At 44.4% G+C, this 18,496-nt stretch carries 18 protein-coding genes; 8 read left to right on the forward strand and 10 right to left on the reverse strand.

All coding sequences use genetic code 11. The features are described 5' to 3' along the window. Positions 1-8: 8 nt before the first annotated feature. The 6 genes from RT269_RS03945 to RT269_RS03970 all read right to left on the reverse strand — a co-directional run bounded on the left by RT269_RS03945 (position 9) and on the right by RT269_RS03970 (position 5,367). On the reverse strand, positions 9-794 hold the full coding sequence (locus RT269_RS03945) for an inositol monophosphatase family protein (RefSeq protein ID WP_313180686.1): 786 nt from the start codon (positions 792-794) through the stop codon (positions 9-11). Between the two features lie 4 nt (positions 795-798). Beyond that, a complete protein-coding gene (locus RT269_RS03950) occupies positions 799-1,485 on the reverse strand; it encodes an MgtC/SapB family protein (RefSeq protein WP_313180687.1) in 687 nt (228 codons plus the stop codon). After that, positions 1,469-2,176: an MBL fold metallo-hydrolase gene (locus RT269_RS03955; RefSeq protein ID WP_313180688.1), complete on the reverse strand. Its 708-nt coding sequence runs from the start codon at positions 2,174-2,176 to the stop codon at positions 1,469-1,471. Before RT269_RS03955 ends, RT269_RS03950 begins: the two co-directional genes overlap by 17 nt. Positions 2,177-2,188: 12 nt before the next feature. Continuing rightward, entirely contained in the window at positions 2,189-3,004 is an 816-nt protein-coding gene (locus RT269_RS03960) for a carbohydrate ABC transporter permease (RefSeq protein WP_313180689.1), read from the reverse strand. Between the two features lie 13 nt (positions 3,005-3,017). Continuing rightward, positions 3,018-3,914 (reverse strand): carbohydrate ABC transporter permease, encoded by an 897-nt coding sequence (locus RT269_RS03965; protein ID WP_313180690.1) that lies wholly within the window; start codon positions 3,912-3,914, stop codon positions 3,018-3,020. Between the two features lie 64 nt (positions 3,915-3,978). Beyond that, on the reverse strand, positions 3,979-5,367 hold the full coding sequence (locus tag RT269_RS03970; RefSeq protein WP_331664062.1) for an ABC transporter substrate-binding protein: 1,389 nt from the start codon (positions 5,365-5,367) through the stop codon (positions 3,979-3,981). Positions 5,368-5,594: 227 nt separating this feature from the next. On the opposite strand from RT269_RS03970, the gene RT269_RS03975 reads away from it, so the two are divergent. Next, positions 5,595-7,796, forward strand: coding sequence for an extracellular solute-binding protein (locus RT269_RS03975; protein ID WP_313180692.1), 2,202 nt, complete (start codon positions 5,595-5,597; stop codon positions 7,794-7,796). A gap of 215 nt (positions 7,797-8,011) precedes the next feature. Here RT269_RS03975 and RT269_RS03980 read toward each other — a convergent pair whose 3' ends face one another. After that, the gene (locus RT269_RS03980) at positions 8,012-8,503 is read right to left on the reverse strand and encodes a metal-dependent transcriptional regulator (protein WP_313180693.1); all 492 of its coding nucleotides are present in this window, start codon (positions 8,501-8,503) and stop codon (positions 8,012-8,014) included. A 414-nt stretch (positions 8,504-8,917) separates the two neighbouring features. Here RT269_RS03980 and RT269_RS03985 point away from each other — a divergent pair, with 414 nt between their 5' ends. From RT269_RS03985 to RT269_RS04005, 5 genes are read left to right on the forward strand one after another with little or no spacing between them, the layout of a single operon-like run. Next, a complete protein-coding gene (locus RT269_RS03985) occupies positions 8,918-9,565 on the forward strand; it encodes a metal-dependent transcriptional regulator (protein WP_313180694.1) in 648 nt (215 codons plus the stop codon). A gap of 36 nt (positions 9,566-9,601) precedes the next feature. Continuing rightward, positions 9,602-10,540, forward strand: coding sequence for a metal ABC transporter solute-binding protein, Zn/Mn family (locus RT269_RS03990; protein ID WP_313180695.1), 939 nt, complete (start codon positions 9,602-9,604; stop codon positions 10,538-10,540). A 14-nt stretch (positions 10,541-10,554) separates the two neighbouring features. Next, positions 10,555-11,307 carry a metal ABC transporter ATP-binding protein gene (locus tag RT269_RS03995; RefSeq protein ID WP_313180696.1) on the forward strand — a complete coding sequence of 251 codons (753 nt, stop codon included), beginning with the start codon at positions 10,555-10,557 and terminating at the stop codon, positions 11,305-11,307. Continuing rightward, on the forward strand, positions 11,307-12,233 hold the full coding sequence (locus RT269_RS04000; RefSeq protein ID WP_313180697.1) for a metal ABC transporter permease: 927 nt from the start codon (positions 11,307-11,309) through the stop codon (positions 12,231-12,233). Before RT269_RS03995 ends, RT269_RS04000 begins: the two co-directional genes overlap by 1 nt. Then, complete coding sequence (locus RT269_RS04005; RefSeq protein WP_313180698.1) at positions 12,217-13,335, forward strand: metal ABC transporter permease; 1,119 nt, start codon at positions 12,217-12,219, stop codon at positions 13,333-13,335. Before RT269_RS04000 ends, RT269_RS04005 begins: the two co-directional genes overlap by 17 nt. A gap of 53 nt (positions 13,336-13,388) precedes the next feature. On the opposite strand, the gene RT269_RS04010 is transcribed toward RT269_RS04005, so the two are convergent. Beyond that, complete coding sequence (locus RT269_RS04010; protein ID WP_313180699.1) at positions 13,389-14,378, reverse strand: helix-turn-helix domain-containing protein; 990 nt, start codon at positions 14,376-14,378, stop codon at positions 13,389-13,391. Positions 14,379-14,698: 320 nt separating this feature from the next. After that, entirely contained in the window at positions 14,699-15,037 is a 339-nt protein-coding gene (locus RT269_RS04015) for a MerR family transcriptional regulator (RefSeq protein ID WP_313180700.1), read from the reverse strand. A gap of 64 nt (positions 15,038-15,101) precedes the next feature. Here RT269_RS04015 and RT269_RS04020 point away from each other — a divergent pair, with 64 nt between their 5' ends. Together RT269_RS04020 and RT269_RS04025 are read left to right on the forward strand one after the other, a co-directional pair. Next, entirely contained in the window at positions 15,102-15,650 is a 549-nt protein-coding gene (locus RT269_RS04020) for an SDR family NAD(P)-dependent oxidoreductase (protein ID WP_331664064.1), read from the forward strand. Between the two features lie 168 nt (positions 15,651-15,818). Next, positions 15,819-16,697 carry a MerR family transcriptional regulator gene (locus tag RT269_RS04025; protein WP_313180701.1) on the forward strand — a complete coding sequence of 293 codons (879 nt, stop codon included), beginning with the start codon at positions 15,819-15,821 and terminating at the stop codon, positions 16,695-16,697. 111 nt (positions 16,698-16,808) lie between these two features. Here RT269_RS04025 and RT269_RS04030 read toward each other — a convergent pair whose 3' ends face one another. Beyond that, on the reverse strand, positions 16,809-18,488 hold the full coding sequence (locus tag RT269_RS04030) for a hypothetical protein (RefSeq protein ID WP_313180702.1): 1,680 nt from the start codon (positions 18,486-18,488) through the stop codon (positions 16,809-16,811). Between the last annotated feature and the right edge of the window lie 8 nt (positions 18,489-18,496).

An 18,496-nucleotide genomic window follows, 5' to 3' on the forward strand; every position in this document is an offset into this window, starting at 1 on the left:
ACTTAAATCTAGACGCAGATCTCCTTTTGCATCTCATGCCAAATATACCCATTGCTGACTATGAGATGGCTCTTTTTATGAAACTGTACCGGTGAACCGTCAAATTCAGCCACCCTCCCTCCAGCCTCTTTCACAATCAGATAAGCTCCGCTATAATCCCAGGGATTCAAATTCATTTCAAAATATCCATCCAGCCTGCCGCAGGCTACATACACCATGTCAATGGCTGCCGAGCCGCCTCGGCGGATATCCTGGCATTTTATAAAAATCCTTCTGCTCATATCAAAGATTCTTTCCGCATTTTCCTTATAATAAGGGCTTGTGCCTATGGCGATCAACGATTCTTCCAGGGTTTTATTATTGCTGACACTGATTCTGCTGCCGTTTAAAAAAGCGCCTTCTCCCTCTGCCGCCCAGAAGAATTCATTTAAGAATGGCAGGTATACAGCTCCTAACACTATTCTTTTCCCATCCCATAAGCCTATGCTTACGGCACTTTGTTTGTAATCATGAAGTAAGTTGGTGGTTCCATCCACCGGATCCACGATCCACACCGGCCTGTTAAAATCCAGGCCCGAATTGTCCTTCTCTTCTCCCATGAATTGGATCCGGGGATAACTCTCCTCCAGTTTTTCTTTCAGCCACTTTTGAACCTGGATATCTACCTGAGTGACGTAATCCGCCGGACCCTTAGACCGGACATCTGACGCCAGCCGCTGGTCATTAAAAAAGCGTTTGGTACCAAGTGCCAGCTCTTCAATTTCTTTCCTGTCAATATGTAATTCTTCATCCATCAAACTACAATTCCTCCATATACTTAAGCCCCTCTGCCGTACCAAAAAACTGCAGTACGTTCCCCCGGGGCTCTCTTTTTGCAGTTTTCAATGTGATCATGACAATGATACCGTCTTCTCCCTTACCCTTAGCTTTAAATGCCTGGATATCAATAATTTGTATATTCCTCTCTTTGCAGCTTTCCAGAAACAGATTCAAATTTGACGCAGCAGTGAAGTTCATATACAGACTAAAGATTCTTGAAGTTGCCATAAGCCGGTTGTCCACCTTTTGGAAAACCGTCATAATCAGGCTGATGGCCAAGCCCACCAGTATTGCTCCCTTGTAGAACCCGATGCCAACAGCCAGCCCTGCACAGGCAGCCGCCCACAATCCGGCGGCAGTGGTTAAGCCCCGTACCTGATTATTTCTGGTCACTATGATGGTACCTGCCCCTAAAAAGCCGATCCCGCTGACCACCTGCGCGCCAAGCCTTGAGGGATCTGAGCCGCCAAAGGTTTGGGAAATATACTGGTTGGTCATCATCACCGCTGCCGATCCCATACATACAAGCATATACGTCCGGAACCCTGCCGGCTGCTTCCTGACTTCTCTCTCCATGCCCAGGATGCCGCCTATGATCAGAGCCAGGCATATACGTACTGTAATTGTAATTTCGTTCAGTTCCTGAAAATCACCTAGGTTCAGCATACGAATCACCATCCACGTTTACTACGGAAAAACCTTTTCCTTCCAACAAGTCTTTACAATCAGAATCTAAATGCATGCAAAATACCCTCCTTCTCATCTCATGGGGAATCCATGCCTCCAGTTTACCATAATAACAGTGGGTTGCATAGTCAGAATCATGGGTGCTTGTGTCATGATAGATGGTCTTGATTTCCCCCTTTTTAAAATCCTCCAGTATTCTTTGAGGCAGATGAGAGGAATCTCCGCTGTAATAAATCGTTTCTCCATTTACTCTTATGACATATCCAAAACACTCCATATTATCCACATGCTGAACCTGGATCGCTTCAAATTCTACACTGCTACCGTCATAAGTCTCTTTATAACGGTAAAACTCCCTTCCGATCCCCATAAGGCTTAACAGCCGGGCAATCGTAGGTTTAGGATGAATAACGGTAACCTGCTTCTTATCCAACATGCAATACGTATAAGAAATCAAAGAAGCCAGGCTCCCCACATGATCCGCGTGCAGATGTGTGATCACAACGTAAATTTCCCTGTATTGTTCAAGACCAACCAATGAGAGCAATGTTTCAAATACAGTTTCTCCGCAATCGATCAAATAGAGATCATTGTTTAATTCAAAATATGCACTGGTGTTTTTATACTGAGGATAAAATGCCGATCCACTGCCTAAAAAATGTAATTCCATTGTCCTCTCCCCCTACTCCTTGATGCCTGCACTGACAAAGCTGCTCATAAACTGTCTTTGCAGGATGAAAAAGGCTATTAATAACGGCAGTATGATAATTAACGTAGCAGCGCAGACATTCGCCCACTGCATATTTGCTTCCTTGGATTTTGCAAAAATAGCAAGGCCGACCGTCAAGGTACGGTTTGCAGGGGAATTTGTTACAATTAACGGCCACAGATAATTGTTCCAGTGATAGCTGACCGAAATGACCGCAAATGACATATATGCCGGTTTTGCGCATGGCATATATACCTGCCAGATGGTCTGCCATATATTTGCGCCGTCAATTCTTGCCGCTTCCGCTAAGGCCCTTGGTATGGTCTTAAAGTGCTGCCTTAAAAGGAAAATCGCCAGGGCGCTTCCATAAAACGGCAGCATGATGCCCAGCTTTGTGTCTGTAAGCCCCATTTCCGATAAGGTCATAAAGTTAGGCGTAATAAGTACATCATTTGGTATAATGATCTGCATAAAAATCACTGCCATCACCAGATACTGCCCCTTAAACTCCATGACACCAAGGGCATATCCGGCCAGGGTCGATGTAACAAACTGAATACCAAATGTTACCGCAACAAGGAAGAGGGTATTTAAATAATATCTTCCAAAGGGTATGGCATTCCACACATACATGATATTGCCCAGAGTAAATCTGGAATTGGGAAAGAACGTCATTTTAAACGTAGGCTCCGTTAAAGCTGTGCACACAAGCCAAAACAGGGGAGCCAGCCACGCGGTTGCCAGCAGTACGGAACAAATGGATATTAATAGTTTTTTCAAGTTCTTCATAACCTTCTCCCCTCTAATTATAATGGATCTTCTTATCCTGGCTTATAAATCTCGGCAGTGACACAATTAACAGCAAGACAAGCATGATGACCGTCAGTGCAGAAGACACACCATAATTAAAATTCGTAAAGCCCTGCTGGTAAATGTAATAAAGAAGGAGGGTGCTGGCATTGTTAGGAGCCCCCTCTGTCATGATCACTACATGATCCACAAGCTTAAAGCTATTTGTAAAGGCAATGGTCGATACAAAAAGAAAAGTAGGGGCCAGCAATGGCAGGGTGATCTTTCTAAAGATTTTTAAGCTTCCAGCCCCGTCGATCTTTGCAGCCTCCATGACCTCCGTTGATATGCTCTGGATCCCCGACAGGAAAAATACCATCAAATATCCTGCCTCCTTCCATACGTACATGACTGCCATGGCAGGCAGCACCGTACTCTTCTTTGACAGGACGTTCCATGGACGAAAACCCATGCTTATGAGCATCTGGTCAAATAATCCGTTTTTCGCCATATAGATGAACATCCAGACACTGGCTATGGCTATCATAGGCATTACAACCGGATAGAAGAAAGCCGTTCTTACAAAACCGATGGTCCGGCTCCTTCTATTTACCAGAACGGCAAGGCCCAATCCCACAGCCATGCTGGGCAATACGGTAATCAGTGCAAAAAAGACTGTATTACCCATTACCTTCCAAAACAGCTTTGATGAAAACAGTTTTGCATAGTTTTCCAGTCCTATAAGCTCCGGCGCCCCCATTCCCATTTTGTATTTCATAAGGCTTAAATACAGGCTCCTGAATACAGGGTACGCCGTAAATACCAGCATAAACCCCAGCGCCGGGGCAACAAGCAACCACGCCGTGAAATTATGTTTCAATTCCTTCCTCTTTTTTAAATCACCATTCATCGATCCGTCACCCTTCTTTAAAGAAAGGGGTTTGCAAGCTGCAATCCCCTTTCGGTTTCCTATATTATTGAAAATCTGCTAAAACTTCCTCTGCTTCCTCCTGGGCATGATCCAGAGCTTCCTGTGCTGTCATATCTCCCACTACTGCCGCCTGGATGTTATCATTTAAAATCCTCCATATTTCAGCCGCATTATAAGTCGTCAGCTCCGGTTTTGCATAGGGAAGCTGCTCATAAGCGACGGATGCCTGAGGAACCTTTGCGTAATAATCTTTCATCAGATCCGTATCATAGCAAGACTGTCTGGTCGCTACGTAACCGGTATCCAGGCTCCACTGGGCTGCTCTTTCCGTAGAAGTAGCAAATTTAATGAATTTCCAAGCTGCATCCCCGCGTTCCTTTGCAATTCCGTTTGAGATATAGAAGTTTCCGCCGCCTGTGGGAGCTGCATCCCGCGCTTGTCCCGGCAGGAATGCCGTACCAAATTCAAACTTGGCGTTGCTGTTGATATTGGCCATATTTCCGGTGGTATGATAGATCATAGCTACTTCCCCGGCCAGGAACTGTGTGGGCAGGTCGGTCCATTGTACGATCCCTTCTGCCATGCATTTGTATTTATTCTGGAGATCCAGCCAGAACTGAAGGGCTTCTACATTTTCAGGGGTATTAAAGTAAACGGTCTTTCCATCCTCACTCATGAGGTTTTTACCGTCTTTGCTGTTCTGTAACGCAAATCCTGTGAACGTCCACTGGGCAGAGCCGGAATTCAAAGCGATGCCGACACCATAATGGTCGCCGTTTGTCAGCTTCACCCCATAATCCGCCAGCTCCTCCCAGGTTCTGGGCGGCTTCTCCGGATCAAGTCCGGCTTCCTTAAACAAGTCTTTATTATAATAGAGGATCTCCGTACTTCTCTGGAAGGGAATGGAATAGATCTTTCCATCTACATAGGAGTCTTCCATGAATCCGGGAAGAAAGTCTGCGATGAATGTTTTTCCTTCTTCTCCGTCAGCTGCAATAAAATCATCCAGCGGCATAGCCATACCTGTAGATGACATGGTAAATCTCTGGGTCGCCAGGCTTACAAACACATCCGGCGGGGTTCCTCCCTGTACGGCCGTCTGGATTTTTGTAACGGTGTCGTCATAGTTTCCTGTATAGACCGGTTCTACGACAATACCCGGATTCTCCGAGTTAAAATCCGTGCAGATTTTCTCAATAAGCTGTGCTGCTGATCCTCCTACGTTGACCGGATAGTAGAAAGTCAGGTGCAATACATCCCCCGTATTTCCCTGAGTCTCTGCTTTTGCAGAATCTGTGTCCGCCGAGGCTGACTCGGCTTTTGTTTCCGTTTGCTCTGCCTTTGTTGCACCTGTTGAATTGCCGCCGCAGCCAGTCAATACTCCTGCCGCAGCCATGACCATTGCCAATGTGATCGCAGATAAATGTTTCATTTTTTTCAAAACAACCCCTCCTTAAATTCAACAATTGATGTTTACATGGGTAGTTTATCACAGCAATTGAAACGTGTCAATGATATTTTTATATATTTCATACAATATATTTATAAATATTTGCGTTTTAATGTTTGTTTTTCACATTTAAAAAGAGGTTTCATTTTTTATTTTATATGTTATACTATAGATAATCATTTGTTTTTGGTAAATTATGGAGGTATTTTATGGTTACTATTAAAGATATTGCCAGGGCCGCCGGTGTTGCCCAGGGAACTGTTTCAAATGTTCTAAATGAAAAAGGCAACGTCAGCAGCGAAAAAATAAAACAGGTAATGGATGCCGCTGCCTCTCTTGGATATATCCCCAATGAAAGAGCCAAATTACTGCGCAAGGGGCGCTCCGATTTATTGGCCGTAATTCTCCCAAACCTGCGTTCCAAACAATACATCGATTTTTTTATGAGTTTTAAGGCGTATGCCGAAAATCATAATTATTCCGTATGCCAGTATCTCACCAATGACGATCAGCCGGAGGCTGAGATCAATGCCTTACAGGACATACGTTCCCTTATGCCCGCCGGAATTGCATCATTTACTTCCTTTACCTCCCAGTCAGACTATATCCCATACCTGGATGGAAAGAAAAAGATCCGGGAAAATATCATTTTCATTGAGCGGGATCCTGATATATCCTGTAAATATATTGGATTCAACTACGGACAGGCAGGAAAAGAATTAGCAAAGAAGGCTTTGGAAAAGAAATATACAAATATCTGTATCTTGACCGGCAGTCTTCGTCTGTCCAATGAGCTGGAATTTTATGACGGCTTTATGGACACGATGAAGAGCTCCTCCTGTTCCGTGTACCACATACAAACGGACTCCTACAGGAAACTGCAGAACATTATGCAGATCTTCCACGATTCCACGCCCCAGGCCATTTTTATATCCAATTACGGTTTTGCTGAATCGGTAAAAGATATACATAATACCTTTTACCCGGAGCTCAGCTTAAATATACACACCGTTTCTCCTGTATTCACCTTACCTGAAAACGACTTTGATAAATACGAACTGAATTACCGCCAGTTGGGAAAAATCGCTGCAGAAACCCTTATTGAAAATGATCTTCCAGGTAAACATCCGGAGAAAAGAATTCTTGAAAATTCAGGTTTCCGTGATTGGTTTTCGAACATCATCTACAGCGATAACAAATCGCCTTTAAACATCCTGACCCTTGACACCCCCAGCGCCTACACCCTTCGCAGCCTATCCCGCCTATATACTCAAAAAACAGGGATACCGGTTAATATTACCATTTATTCCTACGATGAAATCTATGAAGCTTTTACAAACATGTCAAAGGACTCCGTATTCGATATCCTGCGTTTGGATGTGACCTGGTTATCCTGGTTTGCAGAAAAAATATTGCAGCCACTGGATGGAATTGATCCTTCGGTCTCCCAATGCCTCAATGAATTTATAGACGGCACCATTGAACCGTTTTCAATGATCAACGGACATGTTTACGCATTGCCCACCTCCCCAAGTATGCAGCTTCTGTTTTACAGAAAAGATTTGTTCAATGACCCTATTTACCGCCGCACGTACTTTGAAAAATACCGGGAAGAACTGCTTCCTCCGGACACTTTTGATAAGTTCAACCGGATTGCCGCGTTTTTTACAAAATCCTCAAACCCGGCATCCCCTGTGGATTATGGGGCCACTCTCACCCTTGGTTCCACCGGAGTTGCAGGCTCTGAATTTTTAGCCCGCTTTTTCAGTTATCAGGACAATCTGTATGACGGGCACTACAATGTGGCCCTGAATTCCCCGGCCGCGGTCCGGGCATTGGAACAGCTTGTGGAGATCCGCAATTATTCCAGCCCAAAGTATAATTCCTGGTGGACCAATACCGCCACCTCTTTTGCCAGCGGAAACATTGCTATGACCCTGCTGTACAGCAACTATGCTTCTGACCTGCTCAGTTCGACTTCCAAGGTTGTGGGAAATATCGGATATGCTCTGGTTCCCGGCGGCAACCCAGTCATCGGCGGCGGAACTCTCGGCGTTTCAAAATACAGCCGCCGGGCCAATGAGGCATTGTCCTTTATCCGCTGGATATGCAGTGAAACAATCGCTTCTGCCGAAACACTGCTGGGGAGCGTTTCTCCCTGTAAGAAATCCTATGAAAATTATGAAATCGTCAATTCTTATCCGTGGCTGAATTTTGCAAAAGACTGTTTTGTAATGGCCAAAGGACGGCGGGTGCCTGAGTTGTCCGGTTTTCCATTTGATGAGCGCCGATTCTTGAGCATTATCGGTATGGCGGTGAAAAATGCTTACAGCAATGTTCAATCGCCCAAAGTTGCATTGGAGCAAGCGCAGAAGATGTATGATGAACAGTTTTTAAACAAGGATGTGTGATTTTGATCTTGATTAGATTTTTTGATATGACGCGTTGTATTGCGATAAGATATTATTGCTATAATGGCCCAAGGGAATGAAGTTCTCCCTGTGCTGATTTTAGCCGAACCGCTTATTAAGCCGACACTTCTGCAATTATTTCATTGCAGAAGTGTCGGCTTTTTTGCATTCAACTAACAAACGTTTGCTGCAATCCTTTCATTACTGAAGATCATTTATTCTTTAGAAACGATAAGCATATCCCTAAAATCCTTAAACTGTTTTTCAATATCCGGATTCTGGATAAAGAACTCCATAAGCACCTTTATTTCCAATACAGTCAAATCCCCCAGCATGTGTTCAACCAATTCTGCTTCTTCCAAAGGGCGCGGGCTTTTAAGCATGGTAAAAAAACGTTCCAAAGTATTGTGACGTTCCAGCAGATAATTGCCGGTTATTTTTCCCTCATCAGTCAGCAGGATATTTTCAAGGCTATCGTATTTCAAATATCCAAGCTGGACAAGCTTAGTTACCATCTTTGACGCAGACGATGGACGGACGTGCAGCAGACCAGAAAGTCTGTTTATGCGGGTACAGCTTTCTTCCATGCATAATCGGTACGCCATTTCAAGATAATCCTCAAGAGCAGGTGTGAGTCTGCTCTCATTTTGTTTTTTCAGTTCATATCCCCGGACGGTACGGAATTCCTGAGGCGGAAGTTGGCTCATTGTCATTCATCCTCTGTTTTTTAACTTTATATAGTGTATTCGTAACACTTTCTACTTAGGTCTCATAAATTAGCCAAGGGAAACGTTATTTCCCTCCCCTAACAGATCTGAATAATGAAATAATTGGTTTTATGTTCAAACTACTTGCATTTCCACATGTTTAGGCATATAATATAATAAAGTTTAGGTATGCCTAAACGCAAAAACACTACAACACAACAGGAGGAAGTTTATGGATACTTATACAAAACAGCTTTTTCGCAGCAAGATACCTACTTTAATAGTAACCGCCCTTATCCTGCTGATTGGAGGAATTGTGAAAATATTAGCGGTATAAAAGACCTTTTCTCTTCAAACAATTTCTTTACCCACGCAGATGGCGGGGTTTATATATCTAAAATGGAGGAAGATAAAATGACGCCAAACAAAGAAGATTATTTAAAAGCCATTTATAAGCTCGGTGGTATGGAAGAGCTGGTAAGCAATAAGCAGATTGCGGAAACATTGCAGATCGCCCCCGCTTCTGTTACGGAAATGCTTGGAAAGCTGAAACGGGAGGGGCTGATCCATTATGAGCCTTACAAAGGCTCATGCCTGACGCCTGAGGGAATTCAGGTTGCCATTTCGCTGGTGCGGGGCCACCGGCTCTGGGAGGTTTTCCTGATGCGCCATCTTGGCTACTCGTGGAGTGAGGCGCATGAAGACGCGGAGCTGCTGGAACATATCACTCCGTCACGGCTGACCACCCGGCTGGATAAATTTCTGAATTACCCTGCCTATTGCCCCCACGGCAGTGCAATTCCCCATCCTGACGGCCAAATCGACCACGCTCCGCTGCTGACCTTGAACCTGCTTCCTGCGGGTGCGGCTTCCCATATCAGGCGTGTAAAGGAAGAAAAGGAACTGTTAGACTATCTGCAGGAAAGCGGAATCACCATTGGATGCTCTGTCCGCATTATAGACGCTGCTCCATACGAAGGGCCGCTAACCCTCGACCTGGAAGGAAAACGTGTCCAGATCAGTTATAAGGCCGCCTGTCAAATCCATGTAGATGAGACATAGGGGGCATAACACCAAATATATTTTAGGAGGTTTCTCATGAATCAAAAAATGAAAGGCATTCTAGGTACGATCCTGAGTCTCACCTTATTGCTTACGGCCTGTTCTGCCCCAGCGGTAAACACAGACTCATCAAAAGATAAATTAAATATAGTTGCTACCACCACCATGCTGGCTGATCTGGTTTCATCCATCGGCGGAAAACGGGTTACGGTAAACGGCCTGATGGGGCCAGGTATTGACCCGCATTTGTATCAGGCCAGTGCCGGAGATGTTTCCCTGATGCAGAAAGCGGATGTGGTAGTGTATAACGGCCTGCATCTGGAAGGAAAAATGGGGGAAATATTTGAAAACCTGTCAAACCAGGGATCGGCAGTCATCTGCATTGAAAAGGGCTTAGACGAATCCAGGCTTCTGGCATGGGAGGATGACAGCTCCATCCACGATCCTCATATCTGGTTCGATGTTTCCCTATGGAAGGATGCAGCTAAAACCGTTGCAAAAGGATTAGCAGATGCCGATCCCAATGGAAAGGCAGACTTTGAAGCAAATCTGGAAGCTTACTTAAAAGAGCTTGATGAGACCGATACGTACATTCGCGGCCGGGCTGATGAGCTGCCCGAGGAACAACGCGTGCTGGTGACCGCTCACGATGCGTTTCAATACTTTGGCAAAGCCTATGGCTTTGAGGTTCGGGGTCTGCAGGGCATCAGCACAGATGCGGAAGCAGGTACCGCCGATGTAAGTGATCTGGCAGGCTTCATTGTGGAACGGCAGATTAAGGCGATTTTCGTAGAATCTTCCGTGCCGCCGAAAACCATTGAAGCGCTGCAGGCTGCGGTAAAAGCGAAGGGCTTTGATGTTTCCATCGGCGGGGAGCTTTATTCCGACTCCCTGGGCGATGCCCAGTCCGGAGCCGGCACTTATATCCTGACCGTTAAAGCAAATATTGACACCATTGTAGATGCCTTAAAGTGACAGGAGGGAATCATATGGAAAGACAACAAAACTATGCAGTGGAGGTAGAGGATTTAACCGTAGCCTATGACGCCAAGCCTGTCCTTTGGGATATTGACTTAAAAATCCCAAAGGGAAAACTGATGGCGGTGGTCGGCCCAAACGGAGCCGGTAAAACGACCTTGATCAAAGCTATGCTCGGACTCTTAAAGCCAGTCACCGGAGCCGTCCGGTTTCTGGAAGGAAATGATGATATACGTACCTTAAAAAACCGCATTGGCTATGTACCTCAAAGCGGCAGTGTGGACTGGGATTTCCCTGCTACGGTGCAGGATGTAGTGCTGATGGGCTGTTACGGCAAGTTAGGCTGGATCCGCCGTCCCGGTAAACCGGATGTGGAGCTGGCAAAACAAATGCTGGCTAAGGTAGGCATGCAGGAGTATGCTTCCCGCCAGATCAGCCAGCTCTCCGGCGGACAGCAGCAACGGGTTTTCCTGGCCCGCGCCCTGGCGCAGGAAGCAGAGGTCTACTTTATGGATGAACCATTCAAGGGGGTAGACGCTCAAACGGAACGTGCGATCGTGGCACTGTTAAAAGAATTGAAGGAGCAGAATAAAACCGTGGTGGTCGTCCATCACGATCTGCAGACGGTACCCGATTACTTCGACTGGGTTACCTTAATTAATTTGCGAGTGGTTGCCTGCGGGCCTGTGGAGGAAGTATTCCATGAAGAAAATTTAAAAAAGACCTACCAAAGCTCCGGTACGCTTCTAAGGGGTGTGATGTGATGTTAAGCAGTATTATTTCGTTATTTTCCGACTATACATTTCAGACAGTGGCTCTGGGTTCCGCCCTCTTGGGACTGATCAGCGGGGTACTCGGCAGCTTTGCAGTGCTTCGCAGGCAAAGCCTGCTTGGTGACGGAGTATCCCACGCCGCCCTCCCCGGTGTGGTGATGGCCTTTGTTCTGTCTGGCAGTAAAAATACAGAGGTTCTGCTCATGGGCGCCCTTATTTCCGGTTTGCTGGCAACACTGTTTATTGTCAGTATTGTGAGACATACCCGCGTAAAATTTGACAGTGCGCTGGCGCTGGTGATGTCCGTATTCTTTGGACTTGGCCTGGTGCTGCTCACTTACGTACAGAAGATTCCAAACTCCAATCAAGCAGGGCTGAAACGCTTTATCTTCGGTCAGGCGTCCACGCTTTTACAGCGGGATATCATTCTTATGGTAATTTGCGGCCTTATATTATTGACACTGGTGCTCCTGTTCTGGAAGGAATTTAAACTTTTCACTTTTGACAGCGACTTTGCCCAGAGCCTTGGCTTTTCCCCAAAAAAGCTGAATCTCCTGCTGTCATTTATGATTGTGCTGGCAATCATTATCGGTTTGCAGACAGTAGGCGTTATTCTCATGAGCGCCATGCTGATTACCCCTGCAGTTGCCGCACGCCAGTGGACCAATAAGCTGTGGGTCATGGTAACGCTCTCAGCGCTTTTCGGAGCGGTGTCCGGTATCGTGGGAACAGCAGCCAGCTCTCTCGTTCCAAAGCTGCCGACAGGCCCGGCTATTGTCGTTTGCGTTAGTGCCATCGTGATCATCAGCGTACTGTTCGCTCCGGGGCGCGGTGTTCTGCACAGGGTATATCAACGTAGAAAAAATAAGGTTTTATATAAACTGGAAGGAGGTGTGCCGGATGGCACCACAAGTTGAAATTCAAATCATAGCCGTAATTGTTGCTGTGGCCTGCGCTCTCCCCGGAACGTTTCTGGTACTTCGAAAAATGTCAATGATGTCGGATTCCATTACCCATACGATTCTTTTGGGAATTGTACTCGCTTTTTTCGGCACCCACGATCTCTCCTCACCTTTGCTGATTGTGGGAGCCGCATTAATGGGGGTGGTGACCGTGTGGCTGACGGAGCTTCTAAGCCGGACACGGCTGCTGGCGGAAGACGCCGCCATCGGCGTGGTGTTTCCCTTGCTCTTTTCCATAGCCATTATCCTGATCACCCGTTATGCCGGCTCGGTTCACCTGGATACTGATTCGGTACTACTAGGAGAGCTGGCTTTTGCTCCTTTTGACCGTATGATCATAGGCGGCGTGGATATAGGTGCAAAGGCGATTTACACGACAGGAATTCTGCTGCTGATCAACCTTGCTGCAATCATCATTTTCTTTAAAGAACTAAAGATAGCAACCTTTGATCCCATGCTGGCCGCCGTGCTGGGCTTTTCCCCTGCACTGGTACATTATGGACTGATGACGCTGGTATCCCTTACCACAGTCGGAGCATTTCAGGCGGTAGGATCTGTGCTGGTGGTAGCCTTTATGATCGGTCCTCCGGTGACGGCTTATCTGCTGACAGACGATCTCAAACGAATGCTGATTTTAAGCGGGATCATAGGAGCAGTTAATGGAATCCTTGGGTATCAGGCAGCGGCTATGCTGGATGTGTCCATAGCAGGCAGTATGGCTGTAATTACCGGATTCGTATTCTTCCTTGTGTTTGTTTTTGCGCCACACAGGGGACTGATCCGTTCACTTTTAAGGCGGAGGAATCAGAAACTGGAATTTGCTAAAGCGACGCTGTTATTTCACCTTTCTAATCACGAAAACAGTACAGAAGAACATGCGGAAGCAGGCATTGATACCATAAAGACGCATTTGCACTGGACTGGTGAATATACTTCGAAAATCATCAAATCCCTGGAACGGGAGGACTGTGTTCAGCTATCCGGTGGCTTGGTGAAACTGACGCCTGAAGGGCGGTATGCCATTATGCGTAACTATATCACGCTTTTCTCACCATAATATTGATTATAAAAATCCAGACCCTATCTTTGGAAGAGGAAGGGTCTGGATTTTTAATTGATCTTACCTTTCAATGCTGCAGCTGATGCCTGCACCGCCGCATACATAACTCCTGCGCATGGCCAGACAATCCATGTCCTGCTCCAATTTCCCGTATAAAAGCTGATGCCGAGATATACTGCGGTAATGGTACTCCAGTAGATCACATGCAGGTGTTCTGTCCGCTTCTTTTCCAGTTTTTTCTCTACCGTATAATCCCCCTCTTGCAGCAGCATCTGGAAACAGCCTTTTTTCTCTCCTGCCATTACGAATAAAAATACAGCACAGGCTACTATGATCAACAGAAAAACTACGCACATAACATAGACAAAGTCTGAGCTGCCTAACGCAACGGCGGACATCAATGGCAAAATACAGATTATACATAGGAAAATACCTGCCACATTACAGATTCTATAGGCTCCTTCATATTCTGCCATCCTTTTTCGTATGATCCCTTCCACACCATATTCCAGGCGAAAGATTTCTTTCTCCAAATACTGGTAAGATTCCATTTTCATTCCATTCATTACAAAAAACACTGTGACAATTCCGACAATCAGCAGCAATATGGCCACACCCAATCCTCCTGCCATGTTTACACTGATATTTACATCTTTTAATTCTGATAATCCTCCCAGAAAAATCAGCATGACCGGAGACAGAACATAAGCCGCGATACCTACGGCCGCCTTTTTCGCCCCTCGGATCTTGATATCCATGAAATGACTGGCCATTTCAAGGGTAACTGTCTTCTGAACCTCATCGTGATCCGTTTCCATGGAAATAGATACCGGATCTGCCTCCATCTCCTCCTTTAATAAATAATCCGTACTGACATCGAAAGCCTGACTAAGTTTTAAAATTCGTTCTAAATCAGGAATTGAAGTTCCGGACTCCCACTTAGATACTGACTGCCTCGATACACCCATCTGGTAAGCCAGCTCCTCCTGCGACCATCCGGCCTTCTTACGCAATGCAATAATTTTTTCTGCTAATATCACAATGAACCATCCTTTCAAAATTTATTTATGTCATTCCATCTTCAAATGTCCTATAATAAATATCTGCGTTCACCTGGTGATATATGACTGTCTGCATTGTAGTATTTTTAACGGTTGACAACCACCAAGTGCGCTGTATAATTTGTCAACTGGCGGTTGCAAATTCTACTTTACTATATCAATGACCGTTTTTACAATATAAATGTGATGATTTAACTGAAATACTTAAAGAATCTTTATAGTTCCATTTTAGACCCGTAAATTACTGGTCAATCGGATATTCGCAATCCGCTTCACCGGACATAACCTCATAGCTGCTTTCACGGCTTGTCAGAAGGGACCTGCCCGCTATTATGCTTAATTATTTCTGTATGATAGTAATAAATTTTTTCATCGAGATTATCAAGATTTTCTTGAAGTTTTGTAATATTTTTCTTGAGCATCGTGCGGTGTTGAATCAGCAGTTCCATACGAGCTTCCAGAGTAGAACCGCCTATTGAGCGAAGTTCAGCATATTTTTGGATTTCTTTGATAGGCATACATGTATCTTTAAGACGTTTAATGAATTGCAGCCAAGTTATATCATTATCAGAATATCTGCGCCTATTGCTTTCATTGCGGCTTGGTGTAATTAGTTTTTCTTTTTCATAATATCTCAAAGTATGTATACTGACAATAATTCAAAGCCTCTATCCGTTTTATGATGAATTAAAGGAATATCAGATTGAAACATGGATAAACAATGCTGGATTTGGCAATTACAGTAGCGTTGCCAGTCAAGATTTAAGTAAAATTGAAGCCATGCTGAAATTGAATGTTGAAGCATTAACAATTTTATCTTCTCTTTACGTCCGGGATTGCAAAGAGGTAGACGGGACTCAGCTCATTAACATTTCTTCCAGAGGCGGTTACATCATGGTACCAAACGCTGTTACTTACTGCGCCGCTAAATTCAATGTAAACGCATTCACCGAAGGACTGGCTCATGAGCTAAAAGCAGTTCAAGCCAAACTACAGGCAAAAGTATTTGCTCCAGCGGCTACGCAGACTGAATTTGGAATGATTGCAAACAACGTATCAGAATACGATTACGGCAAAAGCTTTGGCAACTATCATACAAGCGCGCAAGCGGCAGATTTCTTATTGCGCCTATATGATAGCAACCAAACCATAGGCGCAATAGACGGGGAAACGTTTGAGTTTAGCTTGAGAAATTCTGTGTTTGAATATGCCGGAAATTCCGCACATAATCAAAAGATTATTAATGATTAATTTATATTGCAATCAAGATTTACATTTGCATATTACAAAAATTATGCAGAAAAGCCTTGACTACTACGTAACGTGATAGTGTACCATTTAGTCATAGAACAAAACAGAATATTCGCCGGCAAATATCCGTATTGTTCTCAATTATTCAAGGGAAAGGGGCTGATAATCATGAAAACTATAAGCCAGGTTGCTGAATTAACAGGTATCAGCACACGCACGTTGCAATACTATGATGAGATTGGTCTTCTAAAACCAAGTGAATTAACGCCATCTGGTTATCGTCTGTACAGCGATGAAGTCTTGCAAAAGCTGCAGCAAATTTTGTTTTTTAAAGAACTGGATTTTAAACTGAAAGAAATTAATGAAATACTGCAAAAACCAGAATTTGATAAAATTGAAGCATTTAAAAAGCAAAAGAAGTTACTCTGCTTAAAACGTGATCGGATAGACAAACTTATTGAGCTTTTGGATCGATTAGAAAAAGGAGAACCTTGTATGAGTTTTAAAGAATTTGACCTAAGTGAATATATCGAAGCATTGGAGCAATTTAAAAATCAAAAAGAAGAGGATGTTATAAAGCATTGGGGCAGCATCGAAAACTTCAATCAGCTTATACAAAAAATTAAAGATGATGAATCCAACGTAGCTAAACTTGCCATGAAACAATTTGGAAGTATTGAAAAATACACAGAAGCCATGAAATACAATCTGGAACATTTTTCGGATTTAATGGAACAATCAAAAGAACTCGCCAAAAACAAGGACGAAATATTGCAGAAAGGCAATGATTTATACGTAAGTTTAACTTTTGATTTAACAAAAGATGCTGCCTCCAGAGAAATTCAGGATATTGTTCACGAAATCGTGGAGCTTTCCAGCGAAAACAATTTAGGGATAGATATGGGTGATGGCTTCTGGGATATGGTAATAGAAAGCTATTCCCATGATACAATCAGGGAAATCACTGATAAAAAATATGGAGCCGGTGCTTCCGATTATATTATCCAGGCATTTCAATATTATTTTCACGATAAAACTCTCAAATAGTAAAACAGAGCCGCTTTGGATCAAAACGAAAAAAAGAAATACGGAATCACTTCCATTCAAAAAACGCTGCAGCCCGCATACATACCGGGCTGCAGCGTTTCAACTCATTATTCACTCTAAAATGTCCCCTTCATTTCCCTGCAGCACCAACCTCACCTTACGCTCAAAGGGTACATATTCATTCAGGTAAATGGTATACCCCCGGGAATTCACCTTCTCCCCACTATAATGCCCTTTAAACGCATGCAGGCCAAATCCTGGTCCAATCTTAATTCGTTGTCCCTCATGATGAAGAACCACATCCCCCTCCCTCAGAATCATTGAGGCTCCCGGATAAGTCTCCATGCAAAAACTCTTATTCTCTAGCACTGCGCCGGACGGTACACACAGTTGAAGCCGAATAGGTACACGGCTTATCCCCTCTGCTTTTAGGGATAATTCTACACCGCCCTCTGCTTCCGTTACTCCAACCCACAGCTTCACACCACCCTTCACCAGCACCTCCCGCTCCGTATGGTCCATTTTCCACCAATCACTGGTATCCGGGGCCTCCTTCCAGGGGAGGTAATAGCGGTTTTCCACGGTAGAAGACAGCTCATATTCCCTGTCTTCCATCATCACCTTCATTTCATCCGCCTGAAAATCCCTGTTATACCCTATACTTTCTCCAATCCGCACATAAATTAGAGTTGATTTCCATTTTAAATAGAGGAATTCATCCTTTCCTCTCAATACACTGTATCCAAAGTTCCCCCGCCTGACCCGGACCACTCCTGATTCTTCATAAAACTTACGGTAATGTTCCAAGTACCCATATTCTTTAAATTCAAAATTCTTCATTCTCTGGTGCAGCATAACGATATGCAGACAATCCGGCGCCAGATCTCCCCGTTCCATATTGTCTCTGATGATCTTATGGGCCGCTCCGTCAAACAATCTGCAATTCTCCTCAGAGGAAGACGAAAGGCTTGCCAAGTAAAGATATTGATAAAAATACTTATCAGGATAATCCGCCTTTCCCCTGTCCTGCCTGGTTGAGTTTTGGGTAAATATCGTATCATCCGGATCAATAAAGGTAAGCATCATTTGCAGGTTTCGTTCTACATATCCTAAATATTCTTCATTTCCGGTCTCCTCATAAAGAGCCATCATAGAATTGTTGACCACCGCATTATAATTCCCTGTAGACCGCTCAGCATATTCTCCGTCTGCGTTTCCGTCTATCCCCTCTCTTATATACATCATGGCTCTCTTGGTCAGACGTTCAGACAACTCCGGCTCTTCAAACAAATGACTTCCCTGAAAAAGTGCAGCTGCAATCCCCCACCTGTGATTGGGCGTATGAAAACCTCCTGTGGCGATGGAATCTAAGGCCCTTCTCATAATCCATTGATACTTATCCTTTAATTCTTTTGCATCCCCTTCTTTTTCATAGGTCTCAAGCAGCCGATAGGCAGCAATCAGACGTTTGAAACAAAATGAAGTGTCAGCTGCAGAATAAAAATTACAGGACGGATAGTCAAAACTTCCATCCTCCCTTTGACACCGAACAACAAAATCCAGAGCTCGGTTCATTGCATCATACAAATGCGGCTCATGATAGAACCGGCTTTCCTGATTTACATAAACTGCTGCCGCTGTAGACAGCAAATATATCGTAGGCTTTGCCTCTAAAAGCTGGGTCTCATAAGCACCATCGGCAATGTTTCCTCTGTCTTTCATCTGATGGGCCAGAAACTCTTCGGTTCTCTTTTCTGCCGACCGTATCATATGTTCCATATAGCGTTTCATAGACCGTT

Origin of the sequence: Lacrimispora sp., assembly GCF_032078915.1 — a bacterium.
GTDB lineage: Bacteria > Bacillota > Clostridia > Lachnospirales > Lachnospiraceae > Lacrimispora.